The following is a 17,425-nucleotide window of genomic DNA, read 5'->3' on the forward strand; positions in this document are numbered from 1 at the left end:
CCCGATACGGCTCAAAGGCGGTAAGCTGCTTTCCCTGCGTTAGGAAGATCTCAGCTGTTCTTCCCTCTCTGGAAACCGTAAAAAGCATCTCGTGTCCTTATCAGTGCCTGTTCAATAATTTTTTATATCTTACTATATATTCCCACAAAGCGCAATCAGTGATTTATATTTTTTTCTGGCGCGCCAGTCCCGTTATGGGCAGCCAAAAACAGCCATACAAGCAGTGCGGCAAGGCTGTACGCCGCTCCCATCATCAAAAATGTAAATCCTGCGCCGGCGTACCAAGTGGCGGACAGATGAATGATCACCCCGGAAACCGCTACACCGACCAAGGCTCCGATTTGCCTGTTGGCATTCAAGGCCGCGCCGGCGATATTCGCATGCTTTTGTCCGGCAGCCTGCATGATGACAGTTGTCATGGCAGGAACTGTTATGCCGGTGCCAAGGTTCATAACAGACATCAAGACCGCCAGCTGCCAATAAGGAAAATCAGGAGAAACAAGCACAAACAATAGCAATGCAATGATACAGCTGACCGCCATTGACACAAACATAAGCTGTCCGGCCTCAAATCGATTGGCCAGACGGGCAAACAGCAGATTGCCAATTACAAAGACCGCCATCATTGGCAGCAGCTCAACACCGGCCATAAAGGAGCTTGCGCCTCTTGCTTCCTGCAAAAAAAGGCTCAGCATAAACATGCCGCCGAAAAGGGCAAAATTCAGCAAAAACCCGACGAATTGAGCAGCTGAGAATCGCCCGTTTTTATATAAGGACGCCGGCAGAATCGATGTTTCCCCAGAAATTTCCCGCAGCAAAAACAGTACAAATGCCAAAACCGCCGCCGCGAATGCACCAAGAATCACAGGCGAGCGCCATCCCGCAGCAGGTCCCTGTATCAAGGCAAAGGAAAGAAACCCGAGAGCCGCCACTCCGAGCAGATGACCTGTCATATTTACGCGGCTGTTTTTTCCCGGCACGCAGTCGAGGATTCGATAAGCTGAAATGAGTGCAGCAGCCCCTAACGGCACGTTGAGCAGAAAAATACTTTGCCAGCCTGCAACCTGTACCAGCACACCGCCGATAAAGGGTCCAAGGCCTGAAGCGGCGGAAACAAGCGCGGCCCACAGTCCAAACATTCGCGCCCGCACCCGTTCATCTGGGTAAGAGGCCGCCAAAAGGCTGAGTGAGCTTGGCATAAACAAAGCCGCGCCAATTCCCTGCATGAGACGTCCGGTAATTAGCATCTGGCCGTTAATGGATGCGGCGCATAGACAGGAGGCCAGGACAAAAACGGCCAAGCCCAGCATATATACTGCCTTTGAGCCGAAACGGTCTGCCAAGGCTCCGCCTGCCAGCAGAAGCGACGCAAACGTAAGGATGTAACCGTCCACCACCCACGTCACACCTGAAATTGACATCGAAAGAGCGCTTTTCATATCAGCCATCGCCACATTCACAACGGTTACATCAAGAGTAGCCATAAGAAAACCAAGAGCGAGCACGATCAGTACGGATATGCCTGGTGATGAATCTGATTTTTGTAAAGATCCGCTGTTTTTCATTGCAATTGCCCTTTCATTTGCTCGTTTACCCAATCATCTATTTTTTCAAGATCGTACAATTCCCCGACTCTGTCCATGACATGCTGCAAGGATTCTTCTCTCATGAGATTGGCCCATTTATCCTCGATTTCCCCCATGACTGTCTCCAGCACACAGCTGCTTTCTCCTTCGAATACGGATTGCAGCAGGCCTTTCCCCTGATACATCGAACCTCTGCCTTCGACCGCCTGATAAACATCATAGAGCGTAATGTCTGTCAAAGGCTTCGTAAGGGTAAAGCCGCCCTTCGTCCCCGGTATAGATTCTGCCAAACCAGCCTGAACCAACGTCCTCATCAGCTTCTTCAAATAAGAAGGAGACACGCGCAACCGCTGGCTGATTGCCTCTGACGTTAAAGAAGACTGTACGGGCAGCCGTGACAATAACAGCAGCACAGAAACCGCCTGCTCCATCCCTGATTTCATTTTCATCCTATTCACTCCTGATTTATTATAGATAACTATTATCCACAATAGATCTCTTATCAGCTTTTGTCAATAAAAAAAGCAAAAGAAACGGTTCATTTCTTTTGCTTACTAGGGTTATTAACAAAACTGCTTCAGTTCCTCTATGTATCGAAGCGCTTCGTCATATTCTTCATTTGTATATTTTTGCTTGCTTTTGATGGTAAAGACTTTTTCCTTCTTTTCCTCGGCCTCAAGTCCGTCAAAATAAAGGATCGTGGAAACCAGCTCTAAAAACCGCGATGAACGGCTGTTAACACTGTCGATATAGCCTTTCATATCCGGCATATCCAGATCAGCATGGTCTAAAAACGCAGAGCCTGTCTCAGTCAGCGAGTAACGATATTGAAAGTAGCCGCCCTTTTTTTCCTTCACCTCATGCAGAAATCCAAGGTTGCACAGCTCTTCAATCTGGAGCGTCAGTTCCTCTGAATACGGTCCGTAAAAGTGAAAATCATATTTCTCATAGAAAGGAAACTGCATTTTTTTCGCGATATAAATCATTTTCTGCAGCTTTTTCCGTCCAATGATTTCTCCAGAATCCGAGAACACCTTCATCAGTTTTGCATGTTCTTTCAACAAATTCCCGACATCTCCTTTTTCCTTCTTTCCAATTTCTATGTCAGTCCCAGCAGCTGCCGGATTTTCATTTTCGCTGCCGGATGTTCAGAGCTGTCACAAATCAGGTCCTTCGGATAGTACAGCTTGTGGTCAGTCCGCCGCTTTCCGGAGATTGATTCCACAATAGCCGACTGTCTGGACAGCTCTTTAATTTGGCCGGTTTGCGTCAAGAGATGGATCGGCAGACGCTCCTCTTCCTCTCCCGGACGGTAAAAATCGTATGGCAGATCTGAAGAAGAATCGACGACCAAATAATAATTCGGATCGATTCCCACTTCTTTGAACAATGAAGTCAGCTCAAAATATGCCGCCATTTCTTCGTTCGGATTGAATTCAACGTATTGGAACAGCTGGCGGTTAATGAATCTGCGGCACAAATCGGATAAAATCGCGTCTTCTTCATCCTCCCAGGCCTGGAAGTAATACAAAATAATAGATTCATCCAGCTTTACATAATCCTCCAGTGTCAATTTCCCTTCAAAAATAGAATAGAAATGAACCGGAGCGTGAGTGAAGATATAGCCTTCATCGTGCAACTGTTTTGCCCTGTGAAGAATCTTCGTTAAAATAACCTCCGCGCTTCTTGTCACAGGATGGAAATATACCTGCCAGTACATTTGGTAGCGGCTCATGATATAGTCTTCGACAGCGTGCATCCCGCTTTCTTTAATGACGATCTGATCCTCGCGCGGGCGCATCACCCGAAGAATCCGCTCCATATCAAAATGGCCGTAGCTGACGCCCGTATAATAAGCGTCGCGCTGCAGGTAATCCATGCGGTCTGCGTCTATCTGACTCGAGATCAGGCTGACCACTTGCTTGTTTTTATATGTTTTGGCAATAACTTCAGCAACATCCTGCGGGAAACCGGGGCTCACTTTTCTGAGCACCTGATTGACCTCTGTGTCTCCCAAGATGATATCTCTTGTAAAATCTTCGTGGTCAAGGTGAAAGACTTTTTCAAATGAATGCGAGAACGGCCCGTGCCCAAGATCATGAAGCAGCGCCGCGGCCAAACAGAGTTCGCGCTCGCTGTCATCCCATTCAGGGCGACCTTTAAAGACATCATCAACCATTCTCCTGACAATTTCATAGACACCGAGAGAATGGTTGAACCGGCTGTGCTCGGCGCCATGGAACGTCAAATACGTCGTGCCGAGCTGCTTAATTCTGCGGAGGCGCTGAAATTCGCGGGTTCCGATCAAATCCCATATCAGCTTGTCCCGAACATGAACATAACGGTGCACCGGATCTTTAAACACTTTTTCTTCTGTTAATTTTCCATTTGGATACGCCATCGTCATTCCCTCTTTTTTTTAGCCGTGTTTCTATTATATCGACTCTATTCTTTGAAAACATCCTTGAATTTGCCCGGCGATTTGTTCCATATTGGCGAAAAACGCATGATGCGAAGCAAAAAAGCCTGACCTGAGGGCCGAGGCTATGAAAAAATATGTTTTTATTTTTTTATTTTCTTTTTTACTTTGTCGATCAGCTCATCCTCTGTCGGAGCTGACAGCGGGCGATTGTTCACAAATGCAAATGATTTTTTCCGTCCGGGCCCGCAATAAGATTGGCATCCGACCTCAACCTTTGCGTCCGGGTCCACTTCTTTTAAACGTGGCAGCAATGTTTTGATATTAGTGGCTTGGCAATCATCACACACTCGAAATTCATTAGCCATGACGTACGCTTCCCTTCATTTCTATGTTCATCTATGTGAATAACGTAGAATCGCTTTTCAAAAAAATCACATCACTCTTTATTTTACAAGGATTCGACTGTTCCTGCAAGCCGCTCCATCCTTCGTATCTCCTATTCTTTCAGCAACTTGTATAAATGTTTTCCAAACTGGACATTCTAATACCACGAAAAGAAAAATGGGAGTTGAGATAAATGACAAAACAGCGACAAGACGCTTGGTCAGAGGAAAACGATCTGCTTTTAGCCGAAACAGTGCTTCGGCATGTGAGGGAGGGCAGCACTCAGCTGAACGCCTTTGAAGAGGTCGGCGATAAATTAAACCGGACATCCGCAGCCTGCGGATTTAGATGGAACGCAGTGGTCCGCCATCAATATGAAAAAGCGCTTCAGCTTGCGAAAAAACAGCGAAAACAGCGGATGAGAGCGCTCGGAAACGGACAGCCAGCGAAAAAAAGGCTATTATATCAGCCTCCTGCGGTTGATCCTGAAATCATTCAAGAAACCGTTGCAGAGGAACCGGTTAAAACGGATGCACCTTCTGTCGAACATGAGCAGCAGCCTTTACTGTCAGGCGAACACATGCCTTTTGTGGATGAAAGCTTTAAGGAAGAGTTAGCTAGTCTATCACACTTATTGTCTCCTCAAACGCCTGCAGCTGCACCGGAGATGACGATGGATGATGTGATCCGCTTCCTGCAAAATTATGAAGGCAATAACGAGCAGTCATCGGCATTAAAAATGGAAAATGAGCGTTTAAAGAAAGAAAATCTGGAATTACAGAGCAAAACAGAACAGCTTGAGGCGGAAGTACAAAAGCTTGAAAAAGACCAAAAAACAATCCAAGAAGATTATGAAACCTTGGTGAAAATTATGAATAGAGCCAGAAAGCTAGTTTTATTTGAAGAAGATGAACATGCTTCTCCATCCTTCAAAATGGACCGGAACGGCAATTTAGAAAAAATGGCAGAGTAAGTTAAAAAATCCCAAAACGAATTGCTGTTTTGGGATTTTCACCATGCGTAAAACCCCCTTTTCTATTGAGAAAAGAGGATTTTATCATTTTGCAGCCGGCTCCGCTATTCTTGTAAAATGAGGCCAAGCTTATGTGAATCTATTAAGACATGTGAGCCGCCTCGCCCGTTTTTTGTTTACGAGGCGCAGCGGAAATAACCAGAAGCCCCAGCATCATAAGGCCAATGCCAAGCCACGAGAAAAATGACAGCATTTCTCCTATGAAAAACACGCCCAGCAACGAGGCCGTCAGCGGTTCAGCTAAGGAGAGCGTGACCGCCGCCGAGGCCGGGATCCCTGTAAGTCCTTTCGCAAACAGAAAGTATGCGGCGCATGTTGCAATTAACCCGATGTAAAGGCTCGTTCCCAGCCCTCTAGGGGTCAGCACCCACGAGATATCTGACTGCCATAAAAGCGGCGTCAGCAGAATGGCACTGATCATAAAGACAACAGCGGTAGTCGCTCGCGGAGGCTGGGTTTTCATTATCGCTTTACTGATGAGCGTATAGCCCGCAAAAGAAGCACCCGCTCCAAGCGCCATGAGAACACCAGAAACATCAATCCGAACATTTGAACCATCGGAAAACAGAAGCCAGCAACCAGATAGCGCCAATAAAGTGGCGATCCACCAGGCGTTTCGCGGGCGTTTTTTCAATACGGCCCACTCAAGGCTCCCGGCAATGATAGGCGCGCTGCCGATCGCAATCACAGTCCCCACCGCGATTCCGGTTTCTTTAACGGCTGTGAAAAACAGCGGCTGGTAACACGCCATACACACTGCTGCCGATAATACGAGCGGCCATGACCCATTTTTCACGTGAAGCTCCCGGCTGATCCAAACCGTAAGCAGCATGGCGCTTCCCCCTATTAATAATCTGAACGCCCCGAATGCCAGCGGTGTGGAGCTTTCTGGAGCCATCGTCTGGACGGTTCCCGTGGTTCCCCAGAAAATAGCCGCGATCAGCACAAACAGGCTGTAAACATTCCCTTTCATCCGCCTCTCCCCTTTGTATATGGATGCTGATGTCATTTTATCGTTTTTCACTTTGTCATTGTTATCCGAATGGAAGAAGGATTTATCTGAAAATAAGATGGTTGAGGATAAAATGCGTTTGAAATAAAAAATGCATGCCGGCCGGTTACGGCTGGCATGCGAGGGGACGCTCACCCAAATATCTTTGCATTCCGCTCAGCCATCCGGACGAGGTTTTTCTCAAATTCCATTTCCTCATCAGTGGACAGTCCTGCTGAATAAAGATGGGTGCTTAACGCTTTTAATTCCGTCAATAAAGCGAACATTAAGTCTTGTACGGAGATATCTGTTTGCAGAAGCTCACTTAAGGACGCCATCGTTTCCGGACGTATCTCCGGATAGACGCCTTTTTTATCGTTTCGTTTGTCCTTCAGCGCCGCTTGGTAGAATCGTCTGATTAAGTCTGCCCTTTCACTGCCGCTTTTATCCGCGCAAAGATAAATCTGCACAGCGACTCCGCCGCGAACGCGTCTTTGAGAGATACCCGCGAATTTTTTGCCGTCTATACTGAGGTCATAGCTGCCGGGACAATAAGATCCTTCAATTTCATAGGCTTCGATCTTTGCGTTGTACGGCTTGAGCATCCTTTTCATCAGTTCAGCCATCGCTTCATATCCTTTGTCTATGTCGATGCCCTTCTTTTCGTCCTCGAATATGAGAGAGAGATTTAACACGCCCTCATCCAACACGACGGCAAGACCGCCGGAATTGCGTACGATCACACGGTATCCCTCATTTTCCAGAAAGGATATGCCATCCTGTAAAAATGGGAGACGGGTATCCTGTATGCCAAGGACAATTGTGTCGTGGTGCACCCATGAGCGCGCTGTCGCCGGTGACACACCTTTTCCGACGGACATGCACAGCGTATCATCCATTGCGAAGGATTGCTTTGCATCAAATAAAGGGCCGAGACTGGATTGGTCAATGACTCTCCATGTCGGCTGCATCAGTAAATCAATCGGTTGGTTTGCCATCTATGTAAAACCCTTTCATGTTAGGCTTATGAACGAAAACTATTATATCATTTCAGCCGCTGTGATTGATAATTGCTTCTCAGCATCGTAATAAAAATTTCTTTATTTTTCGTATTCTCCATGAGCGGAGAATGAATGTAAGATAGCTTGCGCTTTAATGAGAAATCTTTTATATGAAGAATTGAAATGTCACGGTGGATCAAATCCTTATGCAGCACGCTTCTGGATAGAACCGACAGTCCCATGCCGCTGATGACCGCTTCTTTTACGCCTTGGTTGCTGCTGATGGTGAACATCGACTTCGGCCGCAGTCCGTTTGAACTAAGCACATGATCGAGAAATTCTCTCGTCCCGGAGCCTTTCTCTCTTGTCACCCACGCTTCGTTTTGCAAATCGCTGATCGAAATATCTCTCCGTCCAGCCAGTGGATGCTGATTCGGCGCGGCAATGCACATTTCATCCTCCATGAACGGTTCAATTTCCAGCTCATTCTCGTTTGTATGTCCTTCAATCAGCCCGATATCAGCCTGAAGCATCCGCACACGCTCGCTGACCTCCTCTGTATTGCCAATCATGACATCGAGGTTCAGTTCTGGATACAGCTTTTGCAGCTGGGCCAGTAACGGCGGAAGAATATACTCTCCGATCGTAAAGCTGGCGGCTATTTTCAATTCACCCTTCACATAGTGGTGATGCGCATAGATTTCAGCCTTGGCTTGTTCGTAGAGAAACACCATTTGCTTTGCTCTTTGATACAAAATGTCTCCTGTCGGTGTTGTCGTAAAGTGTTTTGGCGACCGGTTCAGGAGAGCCGTTTGAAATTCTTTCTCAAGATTTTTGATATGCAGACTGACGCTGGGCTGGGAGATCATCAGCTTTTCCGCCGCTTTTGTGAAGTTTTTTTCTTCTACCACCGCTATAAACGTTTTCAGCACGTCGTAATACAAAAACCCCACCCCTGTCATTAATAAATGATATAGTTATCATCAGTTTTCTTTATTGTACTCATATCATCTGCCTTGGTAAAGAAGGGTGTACGGAGACGCAAAAAAGGCAGCCTCCCGGAAGAGAGCTGCCAGTCTTCATTTTGATTACAGTGCTTGTGCAGCTGTAATTAATGCGAGATTGTAAACATCTTCAGCGTTACATCCTCTTGAAAGGTCGTTTACAGGCATATTTAAGCCTTGCAGGATTGGTCCTACTGCTTCAAAGTTGCCCAAACGCTGAGCGATTTTATAACCGATGTTCCCTGCTTCAAGGCTTGGGAATACGAATACGTTAGCGTCTCCTTTGATTTCGGAATCCGGCGCTTTTTTCTCCGCTACAGAAGGGACAAATGCAGCATCGAATTGGAACTCGCCGTCAAGTGTCAGTTCAGGCGCTTTTTCTTTCGCGATGTTCACAGCATCTGCTACTTTTTCTGTTTCATCAGATTTTGCAGAGCCTTTTGTAGAGAAGCTGAGCATTGCCACGCGAGGCTCAATGTCGAACATTTTTGCCGTATTGGCACTTTCGATCGCAATCTCGGCAAGATCTTGGCTGTCAGGCGCAATGTTGATCGCGCAATCCGCGAATACGTATTGCTCTTCTCCTCGAGCCATGATGAATACGCCGGAAGTCTTTTTCACGCCTTCTTTTGTTTTGATGATTTGAAGAGCCGGGCGGACAGTGTCGGCTGTTGAGTGAGCCGCACCGCTTACAAGTCCGTCTGCAAGGCCTTTGTACACCAGCATTGTACCGAAGTAGTTCTCGTCTAATAACGCTTTGCGAGCCTGTTCTTCTGTCGCTTTGCCTTTACGGCGTTCTACAAATGCTTGCACAAGGTCTTCCATGCCTTCATATGTATGAGGATCATAAATCTTAACGCCTTCAAGCGTCAGGTTTAGTTCTTTTGCTTTTGCTTGGATATCATTTTCATTGCCGATCACAATCGGATTCAGCACTTTGTTCCCTGCAAGCTTGCTGACCGCTTCTAGAATACGCTCGTCTAAGCCTTCAGGAAATACAATTTTAACGTCTTTTCCAGCTACTTTTTCTTGCACTGTTGAAAATAAATCTGCCACAAATAAAACCTCCTCAAAAAGTTACAAAAACGCTTTCTTTTACTAGCATACTCTTCTTCCAATCAAATTCAAACAGCCAACTTTTATTATAGCGCTTTCATGAAGAAATCTACTTTTTTTAATTAATTTAAGTGACTCAATCTTTCCTTATATCTTCTCTTATTTTTATGAAGTTATACGGAAGAGATGTTCAAGGTTTCTCAACTGTAGAATCGGATAAACTATGGTATAGTGGAGGCAATTATGAAAAGATAATAGGAGTGAAGATAAATGAGTGAACAGCAAATGACAAATGAAGCTGCGAAAACACTTGACGGCTGGTATGCGCTTCATGATTTCCGCACAATGGACTGGACTTCCTGGAAGCTGCTGTCCAGTGATGAGCGCCAATCTATCATCCATGAATTCACAGGATTGCTAGAAAAGTGGGGCGTGGCCCAAAAAGAAGGAAAAGGATCACAGACCCTTTACAGCATCGTCGGTCAAAAGGCTGATTTTATGCTGATGATTCTTCGCCCTACAATGGAAGAATTAAATGAAATTGAGCTCGAATTCAACAAATCAAGACTTGCTGAGTTCACCATTCCGGCTTACTCCTACGTATCAGTGGTAGAGCTGAGCAACTACTTGGCAAGCGGCGATGGCGACCCTTACGAAAATCCGCATGTGCGTGCCCGCCTTTATCCTGAACTGCCTGAATCAAAATATGTGTGCTTCTATCCTATGGATAAGAGAAGATCCGGTAACGACAACTGGTACATGCTTTCAATGGAAGAACGCAGAAACTTGATGAGAAGCCACGGCTTAATCGGCCGCAGCTATGCCGGCAAAGTCAAACAGATCATCACCGGCTCCGTCGGCTTTGACGATTACGAGTGGGGCGTTACATTATTCAGTGATGATGTGCTTCAATTCAAAAAGCTTGTGTATGAAATGCGTTTTGACGAAGTCAGCGCCCGTTACGGCGAATTCGGTTCATTCTTTGTCGGCAACCGGCTTTCGCTTGATACACTTCCTCAATTCCTATATGTATAAGATCCCCTCCCGTCCTAACGACGGGAGTTTTTCTGATCCCATTTATCAGAATTTAAATAAAATTTGCTATTTTATCCGTTTTTTCTTACGATGGAGTTAACAATCCAATTTTTTCAAAGGGGTGCAGTTATTTGTCAAAACGAACCGCATTTATTATGGGAGCCAGTCAAGGGATCGGAAAAGCAATCGCTTTGAAGCTGGCGGACAAGCATTTTTCCGTCGTCATTAATTCGCGAAACCTGGATCATATTGAATCTGTCAAAGAAGACATTTTGGCCAAGCATCCTGATGCCAAGGTCGTTGTCCTTCCGGGTGATATGTCTGATCAAGGCACGAGAGCCGACATTTTTAAAGAAATCGAATCTCAATGCGGACGGCTTGATGTTCTGATTAATAATATCCCGGGCGGCGCGCCTGACACATTTGATAACTGTAATATAGAAGATATGACGGCCACGTTCACACAGAAAACAGTTGCCTATATTGACGCGATCAAGCGTGCAGCCTCACTGATGAAACAAAACGAGTTTGGCAGAATCATCAACATTGTCGGAAATCTGTGGAAAGAGCCCGGCGCCAATATGTTCACAAACAGCATGATGAATGCCGCTTTAATTAACGCCAGTAAAAATATTTCCATCCAGCTTGCTCCACACAACATTACTGTCAACTGCCTGAATCCTGGTTTTATCGCTACAGACCGTTACCATCAATTTGTGGAAAATGTAATGAAAAAGAACAGCATATCCAAACGTGAAGCAGAAGAACAAATCGCTTCCGGAATACCGATGAAACGGGTCGGATCAGCCGAAGAAACCGCAGCGCTCGCCGCGTTTCTCGCCTCAGAGGAAGCCTCCTACATCACTGGACAGCAAATTTCCGCTGACGGCGGCAGTATGAAAAGCATATAAAAAATCCCGCTTTCTAGCGGGATACCTTTTGTAATGATGCAAACGGCAGGTTCAGCTTTTGAATCCGCATGACAAATTCCCGCAGATCCTCCTGCTTCGACACCATTGATATTCTGACATGCCTTTTTCCGTGGCTTCCGAATATTTCACCCGGTGTGACAACGACATGGGCATGCTCCAGAAGGTAATCAGAGAATTGGTGAGAGGTTTCAAACGTTTTCGGAATTTCAGCCCATACGTAAAATGTTCCCTTTGGCTTTTCTATCTTCCAGCCCAATTCCTTTTCACACAGCTCCGTAAAAAAGTCAATTCGTTCCTTGTAGATTCGTTTTAAAGATTCCGTCTGCTCCGGGTCTCCTGAAAGCGCCGCACTCGCCGCCTGCTGCAGGCCTCCGAACATGCCGACAAATACATGATCCTGGAACTCATTGACGGCCTGAATGATCTTTTCATTCCCAACGGCAAATGCCATTCTCCAGCCAGCCATGTTAAATGTTTTTGAAAATGAATAAAGCTCCGCCCCGACAGCTTTGGCATCCGCTGCCTCAAGAAAGCTGGCCGGCTTTTTATCAAATTCAAACGCGCCGTATGCAAAATCATGAATCAAATGAATGTTGTGCTCTTTCGCATATGCAGCCGCTTTTGCATAAAAAGCCGCATCGGCTACAGCTCCCGTCGGGTTATTCGGATAGTTCAAAAACATCAGCTTCGCCCTGTCCAGCACGGCGGGATCAATTTTTTCAAAATCCGGCAGATAGCCATTTTCTTCATACAATGGCATTTCGTACAGCTCGGCTCGCGCCATCGTAATTCCTGACAAGTATTCAGGATAGCCTGGATTCGGGACCAAAGCGATGTCGCCCGGATTGAGCAGGCATTGCGTCAGCACGTACAAGCCGGCTTTCCCGCCGCCGAAAAGTGCAACTTCCGTTTCTGGGTTGATCGACACCCCGTATTCTCTTTTATAAAAAGCAGCGATCGCTTCCTTCAAAAACGGATAGCCTCTAAATGGGCCGTATCCGTGAAACGAAGGATTCAGCGAAGCCTCCCGCAAAGCCTCGACAATATGCGGCGGAGTGGGAAGATCAGGGTTTCCCTGTCCGAGATTAATGATGCGGGCCCCCGTTTTTTCCAACTCTTTTACCTTTTGAAAAACGAGTGAAAACTCTTGCCTTGGAAGTGTCTTGATGACATCGGACGGTGTTATTTCCATCTAAAAGACTCCTTTTTGCTCCGTTTTGTTATCCCGTTCCAAAAATGATTTGTTGACGAGCTTCGTATGCAGAAACAATCCGCTTACGACCACGACAATCAGCCCCATAATGACCGGAGCGTTCAAAACATTGATTAACATCGAACCAACAGAAATGCATAATCCGATGGACGCTTCCGCCACCGAAAAAATACGCCCTTGAATCTGGTTCGCCGCGTTTTCCTGAACCTTCACCTTTGCAAGCACTTCCCCATATTCCATCGCGATGAAAAAGAGGATAGCGGCGATGACAGAGACAGCGAAAATCGGCGTGAATAAAAACAGCGCCAGCGAGACAATGGACAAAACGGCAAAGTACGTCAGGCCTCTATTGTTGTTAAAGCCCCATTTGCTGACAAGTGCCGCTCCGATAAAGCCCCCGAAGCCGATGCAGAACGTGAGAATAAAGTTGCCGATTTCCCCGTCACCCAGAAAGCGGCTGACAATCGGAAAATAGCTGTACACAATTCCCCACAGCAAAGCCATCGTAATCATTGTAAACATGGCGTTTAATACGAAAGCATTGGTTTTGATTTCCTTGAGTCCTTCTTTAAAAGACTGAAAGGCCTCTTTTATATTTTCAGATTGAATCGGCACGAATTGCAGCTTAATGCGGCTGATAAAAAAGGCCGAAACTAGGTAGGTTACACCGTTGAAAGCAACAGCCAGTTCTACAGATCCGCCTAACAGAAAAAGCCCTCCGGCAGCCGCTCCGACGATAATGGAGATGGTCGTCGCTTTCGCGAATAACGTGTTGATGCTTTTAATATCAGACTCCAAAGATGACATGACAGCGAGACGGGCAGGGTTAAAAAACACGCCGCTTCCATAGGAAATAAACAGTAAAGCCAAAAAAATCAGCGGATACTCGCCTTTTGGAAGAAATGTGAGCCCCAAAAAGATGATGCCCCTGATGATATCCGTCCACAGCATGATCTTTATCCTGTCCAACCGGTCGACCAGAACTCCCAAGAACGGCTGGAACACCATCGGAATGCTTCTGACCACGATGACTCCCGACGTCACCCAGTAATCATGATAATATGTAGACAAAATGAGCAGGGCAGGGAGAACACAATAGTCTCCCATAAATGAAAGCGCCTGCCCGTAAAGCAAGTATTTAGAGTTGGGTTTTAACTGTTTCATACCGGCAGCACATACTTCGCCGTCAGCTTCGCATGCTGCTGAATGTGTCTGATTGATTCAGCCACATCCTGAGAATTGCTGCCTCTCAATTCAAATGCAGCTATGGAATTGAAGGCTTCAAACAGTGTCAAATCAACTGATGTGCCTGGTGCTGCAGCCGAAAAAGAAACGAGTTCGGTATCACCCTTCAATAGCCCGTCCGGAAGATCAATGGCTTCGATGACCAAGTCCGCAGCCGTTTCAGGAATCTGGCCATTTTGTTTGAAATGCTCTGGGTACAAATGGCAGTCAGCGACATAGCAAGGCTCTTGATCCAGTAATCCGTCCGGAAGATCTGCGTCTTTTCCGAAACAGAGGACATCTAATAATAATTGCGCCATATCAAGGCCGAAGACCTTTTTAATGTTAGGGATCATATTCCAGCCGGCGAATCTGGCTGCTGACTCGATTAAACCCGGTTCTCTGTTTTTCATCAGCTTGATCTCTGTATGTGTTGCGCAATTTTGCAGGCCAAGCCCTTCATTTGCCTTTTTGGCGGCTTCAACAATTTTCTTTTTCGCCTCTTCATCCAGAATGGACGGCGTAATATGGGATGTTTCTGTAAATCCAATTTGCGGTGTTTTGTCATGAATGGCGATCGGGAAATACTCACCGTCCGCCATGATGCCTTCTATGCTGATATAATCCGAGTAGCCTTCAGTTTGATACCAGTCTCCGTACTCACCCTGTAAAAATTCTTCAGCAATAAACGGCGCTTCAAATGTGACCGCCTTTGGCACGTTAATCGATTTGAGATAGTCATTGACTCTGTTAAATTCAGCTTCTGCCGTCTCAGTATCCGTAATGAGCGTGACACCGATTGAACTTGCTAAATATGTAGGCTTTAAGATCAAAGGTGTGCCGATCTCTTTAAGTGCGGCTCGGAAATCCTCAAGTGTTGTGACTCGTTTGTTTTTGATCGATTTGACTCCCGCTTGATTAAAAGCGTCCCTCATTTTATTTTTATCTCTGGCATTTTCGGCAGCCTGCACCCCGGCGCCCCTGAGGCCCAGGCGTTCACAGGCTTTCGCCATCGGAGCAATGAATAATTCATTGTTTGTCGTGATGGCGTCCGCCTCAAACATGTTGGCAACCTTGACGATTTGCTCGACGACCTCTTCTTCAGGCTTGTCGTGATCCTCATGCGCCCAATAAATAGAATCGGGATGCTCAAAATCTGCTAAGCTCTGAAAATAGTCTTTATCTTTTATGACCGCGACCGAGTATTTTTCAATTAGTGCTGCATGGGAGGCTGTAATTGCAAAAGGCCTTGGAATAAAGCTGACCAGGTTATATTTTTCTGCAGCGCTTTTATAGAACATATGCGGCGGGCAGCCTCCAAGATCAGCGATGACCAATACTGTTTTTCTCTCCATATGTAAAACACTCCTTCTCTATTGTGCGGTGTATCCTCCGTCTGCGGTGATGGCGCTTCCGGTCATATAGCTCGATAAATCTGAGGCTAAAAACAGCATCACGTTTGCGATTTCTTCGGGTTTTCCAAGCCTCAGCAGCGGATTTACCTTTGCCTTTTCTTTTTTGATCTCTTCAAGTGTGCCTTCATTATTTTCAAGGAATGATTTTTCATTTAGCGGTGTGTCGATAATCCCCGGGCATACGCAGTTGACGCGAATTTGATGTTTCGCATAATCAACGGCCATCGACCGCGTCAGCTGCAAAACGCCTCCTTTGCTGGCGTTATAGGCAGGGATATCAGGCCATGCCACGAGTCCGCCGACTGAGCATGTGTTAATGATGTTGCCCTTGCCGGCAGCCAGCATATGCTTGAGTGCGTGCTTGCTCATTAAAAATGTGCCGGTCAAATTGACTTCCAGCACCTTGTTCCAATCGCTGAGCTCCATCTCGTGAATGGGGGACACGATTTCGATGCCCGCGTTATTAATCAATACATCCAGCCCTCCAAATGTATCAACAGCCGATTGAACGGCTTGCTGACAGGCAGCTTCGTCTGTAATGTCGGTTTGCACAAAATGCAGCCTGTCACTATTTTCTTTTCGGACCATTGCTTCTCCCTGCTCCTCATCAATATCCGCCACAACCACATTGGCCTGCTGGTTTAAAAAAGCCTGAACCGCCGCATAACCAATGCCGGATGCGCCTCCTGTGATGAGGACGGTTTTATCGGTGAGGTTCATGATCACTCATCCGCCTTTATTTTTTTTGCTTTTGCCCTGTTGTAACGCGGCGGGAAGAAGATATTAATCGATCTTGATTCTTTTTCGGAACGGTTGATGGCGCCGTGATCTTCCCGGGGCTCACAGAAATAGGCTGTGCCGAATTTCATATCGACTGTGCAGCCTTCGACCGTCATGTCGTATCCGCCGCCAATGCAGATGCCAATTTGTTCATTCTTATGTTTATGGAAAGGCATTTCTCCGCCATTTCCAGGGATTTTGGCCAGCATGATCTCCACCCAATCTTCAACAAAGAACGTGACTTCCATGCCTGGCAACAGGTCTCTCGTTTTGAAAATATTCAAAAAATAATCCTCGGGACTTGTATAGATTTCATCAGCTTTCAGCCGTTTGATATCAATAGCGATGACTTCTTGGTCTGTATCGTTTCTTGCCCCGTGAGGCACATTCGGCGGCGCGATATACGCAGATTCCAAGGCCGTCATTTTTCTCGTCACATTTCCGACATTCATCATCAGCTCGCCAGAAATGACCATGCCGATTTGAACTTCTTTATGCTGATGGGGTTCGACATTGGTATGCGGCGGGACGTAAGACATTAATACTTCAGTATCACCGCGCACGGATGAATACTGTCTCACTCCGTTTTCCCATTCAATTAATTTAGGTGTCGGGAAATAAAGCTCCTGCATATCTTCTTTAGTTTTCATTATCAACGTCTCCTTTTCCAAATAATGACCAGCTCATAGGAATGCTTTTAAATGTTTTCACAAATGTAAGCCCGTACTTTTGCCGGGCAATCTCATTGGTTAAGGCAATGTCATACAAGCCTTCTTTTACTTTTCTTGCGGCTTGGCTGGTTGAATTGACCAGTTTGAAACGTACATCTTTGCGGGTAAAATATTTGATTAAATTAATAGGCGATGGATGTGAAGCAACAACAGATGTATCAAGCATATCCTCCCTGAATTCAAAATCAGGTCGAACAGCCAGGCCGTACATTGGTGTATCGCATCTGAAAATTTGCAAAAGCTGCAAATCCGGCCTCATGTAGAAATGCTTAATGCCGTCGTAAGCGTGTGGGACGATGGTATATTCCAGCGGGCATTGGAGCGTCCTTTCGATGCATGATTCAAACGTATCATGCAAGGACAATTTACTGTTCAGCCCTTGGAGAAGAGTAAAATTGGAAATGAAATGCTTTGCTGCGTACTCACTGCTTGTCCCCTCAGGGCCGAGCGTGTTGACTGTAATGAGTTTGGATAGTGAATCAGTTCTGTTTTTTATCTGAATGCTATTATCCAATATAATCATGAGCACCAACCAATCTTTTAAAATTTTAAGTAAATTTTATCCAGCGGTAATCAAACTGTCAATGTTTTTAGAAAATATTGATAATTATTCCCATA

18 protein-coding genes and 1 other annotated feature (1 of these 19 only partly in view) are annotated in these 17,425 nt (G+C 46.0%); of the genes, 3 read left to right on the top strand and 15 right to left on the bottom strand.

Annotation, left to right across the window (positions count from 1 at the left end; all coding sequences use genetic code 11):
* Window positions 1-113: a binding site (T-box leader), on the bottom strand; it reaches 114 nt to the left of the window's first position.
* Between the two features lie 42 nt (window positions 114-155).
* From G4P54_RS19430 to G4P54_RS19450, 5 genes are all read right to left on the bottom strand, one after another.
* Window positions 156-1,565 carry an MFS transporter gene (locus tag G4P54_RS19430; RefSeq protein WP_167873576.1) on the bottom strand — a complete coding sequence of 470 codons (1,410 nt, stop codon included), beginning with the start codon at window positions 1,563-1,565 and terminating at the stop codon, window positions 156-158.
* The gene (locus G4P54_RS19435) at window positions 1,562-2,035 is read right to left on the bottom strand and encodes an Rrf2 family transcriptional regulator (RefSeq protein WP_024713095.1); all 474 of its coding nucleotides are present in this window, start codon (window positions 2,033-2,035) and stop codon (window positions 1,562-1,564) included. Before G4P54_RS19435 ends, G4P54_RS19430 begins: the two co-directional genes overlap by 4 nt.
* 114 nt (window positions 2,036-2,149) lie before the next feature.
* Window positions 2,150-2,650, bottom strand: a complete 501-nt coding sequence (locus tag G4P54_RS19440) for a YwgA family protein (protein WP_167873577.1) — start codon at window positions 2,648-2,650, stop codon at window positions 2,150-2,152.
* 35 nt (window positions 2,651-2,685) lie between these two features.
* Complete coding sequence (locus tag G4P54_RS19445; protein WP_167873578.1) at window positions 2,686-3,987, bottom strand: HD domain-containing protein; 1,302 nt, start codon at window positions 3,985-3,987, stop codon at window positions 2,686-2,688.
* Between the two features lie 161 nt (window positions 3,988-4,148).
* Window positions 4,149-4,373 (bottom strand): YuzB family protein, encoded by a 225-nt coding sequence (locus tag G4P54_RS19450; protein ID WP_003222050.1) that lies wholly within the window; start codon window positions 4,371-4,373, stop codon window positions 4,149-4,151.
* Between the two features lie 212 nt (window positions 4,374-4,585).
* On the opposite strand from G4P54_RS19450, the gene rsfA reads away from it, so the two are divergent.
* Entirely contained in the window at window positions 4,586-5,365 is a 780-nt protein-coding gene (rsfA, locus tag G4P54_RS19455) for a prespore-specific transcription regulator RsfA (RefSeq protein WP_167873579.1), read from the top strand.
* Between the two features lie 142 nt (window positions 5,366-5,507).
* On the opposite strand, the gene G4P54_RS19460 is transcribed toward rsfA, so the two are convergent.
* The 4 genes from G4P54_RS19460 to pta all read right to left on the bottom strand — a co-directional run bounded on the left by G4P54_RS19460 (window position 5,508) and on the right by pta (window position 9,477).
* A complete protein-coding gene (locus G4P54_RS19460; protein WP_167873580.1) occupies window positions 5,508-6,398 on the bottom strand; it encodes a carboxylate/amino acid/amine transporter in 891 nt (296 codons plus the stop codon).
* Window positions 6,399-6,568: 170 nt separating this feature from the next.
* Entirely contained in the window at window positions 6,569-7,414 is an 846-nt protein-coding gene (gene lipL, locus G4P54_RS19465; protein WP_024713101.1) for an octanoyl-[GcvH]:protein N-octanoyltransferase, read from the bottom strand.
* A 47-nt stretch (window positions 7,415-7,461) separates the two neighbouring features.
* Entirely contained in the window at window positions 7,462-8,361 is a 900-nt protein-coding gene (cysL, locus tag G4P54_RS19470; RefSeq protein WP_024713102.1) for a cysJI operon transcriptional regulator CysL, read from the bottom strand.
* A gap of 144 nt (window positions 8,362-8,505) precedes the next feature.
* Window positions 8,506-9,477 carry a phosphate acetyltransferase gene (gene pta, locus G4P54_RS19475; protein WP_024713103.1) on the bottom strand — a complete coding sequence of 324 codons (972 nt, stop codon included), beginning with the start codon at window positions 9,475-9,477 and terminating at the stop codon, window positions 8,506-8,508.
* 270 nt (window positions 9,478-9,747) lie between these two features.
* On the opposite strand from pta, the gene hemQ reads away from it, so the two are divergent.
* On the top strand, window positions 9,748-10,512 hold the full coding sequence (gene hemQ / locus G4P54_RS19480) for a hydrogen peroxide-dependent heme synthase (RefSeq protein WP_003235942.1): 765 nt from the start codon (window positions 9,748-9,750) through the stop codon (window positions 10,510-10,512).
* Window positions 10,513-10,643: 131 nt separating this feature from the next.
* Window positions 10,644-11,423 carry an NADPH-dependent reductase BacG gene (gene bacG, locus G4P54_RS19485; protein WP_167873581.1) on the top strand — a complete coding sequence of 260 codons (780 nt, stop codon included), beginning with the start codon at window positions 10,644-10,646 and terminating at the stop codon, window positions 11,421-11,423.
* Between the two features lie 13 nt (window positions 11,424-11,436).
* Here the strand turns inward: bacG and bacF are convergent, their stop codons facing one another.
* Genes bacF through bacA form a run of 6 tightly spaced genes read right to left on the bottom strand, consistent with a single transcriptional unit; the run spans window position 11,437 to window position 17,330 of the window.
* Window positions 11,437-12,636: a transaminase BacF gene (gene bacF / locus G4P54_RS19490; RefSeq protein WP_024713105.1), complete on the bottom strand. Its 1,200-nt coding sequence runs from the start codon at window positions 12,634-12,636 to the stop codon at window positions 11,437-11,439.
* Window positions 12,637-13,821, bottom strand: coding sequence for a bacilysin exporter BacE (bacE, locus tag G4P54_RS19495; RefSeq protein ID WP_167873582.1), 1,185 nt, complete (start codon window positions 13,819-13,821; stop codon window positions 12,637-12,639).
* Complete coding sequence (bacD, locus tag G4P54_RS19500) at window positions 13,818-15,236, bottom strand: alanine--anticapsin ligase (protein ID WP_167873583.1); 1,419 nt, start codon at window positions 15,234-15,236, stop codon at window positions 13,818-13,820. Before bacD ends, bacE begins: the two co-directional genes overlap by 4 nt.
* An 18-nt stretch (window positions 15,237-15,254) precedes the next feature.
* Window positions 15,255-16,016 carry a dihydroanticapsin 7-dehydrogenase gene (gene bacC / locus G4P54_RS19505; RefSeq protein ID WP_167873584.1) on the bottom strand — a complete coding sequence of 254 codons (762 nt, stop codon included), beginning with the start codon at window positions 16,014-16,016 and terminating at the stop codon, window positions 15,255-15,257.
* A 2-nt stretch (window positions 16,017-16,018) separates the two neighbouring features.
* Window positions 16,019-16,726, bottom strand: coding sequence for a 3-((4R)-4-hydroxycyclohexa-1,5-dien-1-yl)-2-oxopropanoate isomerase (bacB, locus tag G4P54_RS19510; RefSeq protein WP_167873585.1), 708 nt, complete (start codon window positions 16,724-16,726; stop codon window positions 16,019-16,021).
* Window positions 16,716-17,330, bottom strand: coding sequence for a prephenate decarboxylase (gene bacA / locus G4P54_RS19515; RefSeq protein WP_024713110.1), 615 nt, complete (start codon window positions 17,328-17,330; stop codon window positions 16,716-16,718). The genes bacB and bacA overlap by 11 nt, the downstream gene beginning before the upstream one ends.
* Window positions 17,331-17,425: the final 95 nt, after the last annotated feature.

Origin of the sequence: Bacillus tequilensis, from assembly GCF_012225885.1 — a bacterium.
GTDB lineage: Bacteria > Bacillota > Bacilli > Bacillales > Bacillaceae > Bacillus > Bacillus tequilensis.

What these genes read in the sequence shown, in the direction of transcription:
- G4P54_RS19430 (WP_167873576.1), bottom strand. Translation starts at nt 1,565, where the DNA reads ATGAAAAACAGCGGATCTTTACAAAAATCAGATTCATCACCAGGCATA.
- G4P54_RS19435 (WP_024713095.1), bottom strand. Translation starts at nt 2,035, where the DNA reads ATGAAAATGAAATCAGGGATGGAGCAGGCGGTTTCTGTGCTGCTGTTA.
- G4P54_RS19445 (WP_167873578.1), bottom strand. Translation starts at nt 3,987, where the DNA reads ATGGCGTATCCAAATGGAAAATTAACAGAAGAAAAAGTGTTTAAAGAT.
- G4P54_RS19450 (WP_003222050.1), bottom strand. Translation starts at nt 4,373, where the DNA reads ATGGCTAATGAATTTCGAGTGTGTGATGATTGCCAAGCCACTAATATC.
- rsfA (WP_167873579.1), top strand. Translation starts at nt 4,586, where the DNA reads ATGACAAAACAGCGACAAGACGCTTGGTCAGAGGAAAACGATCTGCTT.
- G4P54_RS19460 (WP_167873580.1), bottom strand. Translation starts at nt 6,398, where the DNA reads ATGAAAGGGAATGTTTACAGCCTGTTTGTGCTGATCGCGGCTATTTTC.
- lipL (WP_024713101.1), bottom strand. Translation starts at nt 7,414, where the DNA reads ATGGCAAACCAACCGATTGATTTACTGATGCAGCCGACATGGAGAGTC.
- hemQ (WP_003235942.1), top strand. Translation starts at nt 9,748, where the DNA reads ATGAGTGAACAGCAAATGACAAATGAAGCTGCGAAAACACTTGACGGC.
- bacF (WP_024713105.1), bottom strand. Translation starts at nt 12,636, where the DNA reads ATGGAAATAACACCGTCCGATGTCATCAAGACACTTCCAAGGCAAGAG.
- bacE (WP_167873582.1), bottom strand. Translation starts at nt 13,821, where the DNA reads ATGAAACAGTTAAAACCCAACTCTAAATACTTGCTTTACGGGCAGGCG.
- bacD (WP_167873583.1), bottom strand. Translation starts at nt 15,236, where the DNA reads ATGGAGAGAAAAACAGTATTGGTCATCGCTGATCTTGGAGGCTGCCCG.
- bacC (WP_167873584.1), bottom strand. Translation starts at nt 16,016, where the DNA reads ATGAACCTCACCGATAAAACCGTCCTCATCACAGGAGGCGCATCCGGC.
- bacB (WP_167873585.1), bottom strand. Translation starts at nt 16,726, where the DNA reads ATGAAAACTAAAGAAGATATGCAGGAGCTTTATTTCCCGACACCTAAA.
- bacA (WP_024713110.1), bottom strand. Translation starts at nt 17,330, where the DNA reads ATGATTATATTGGATAATAGCATTCAGATAAAAAACAGAACTGATTCA.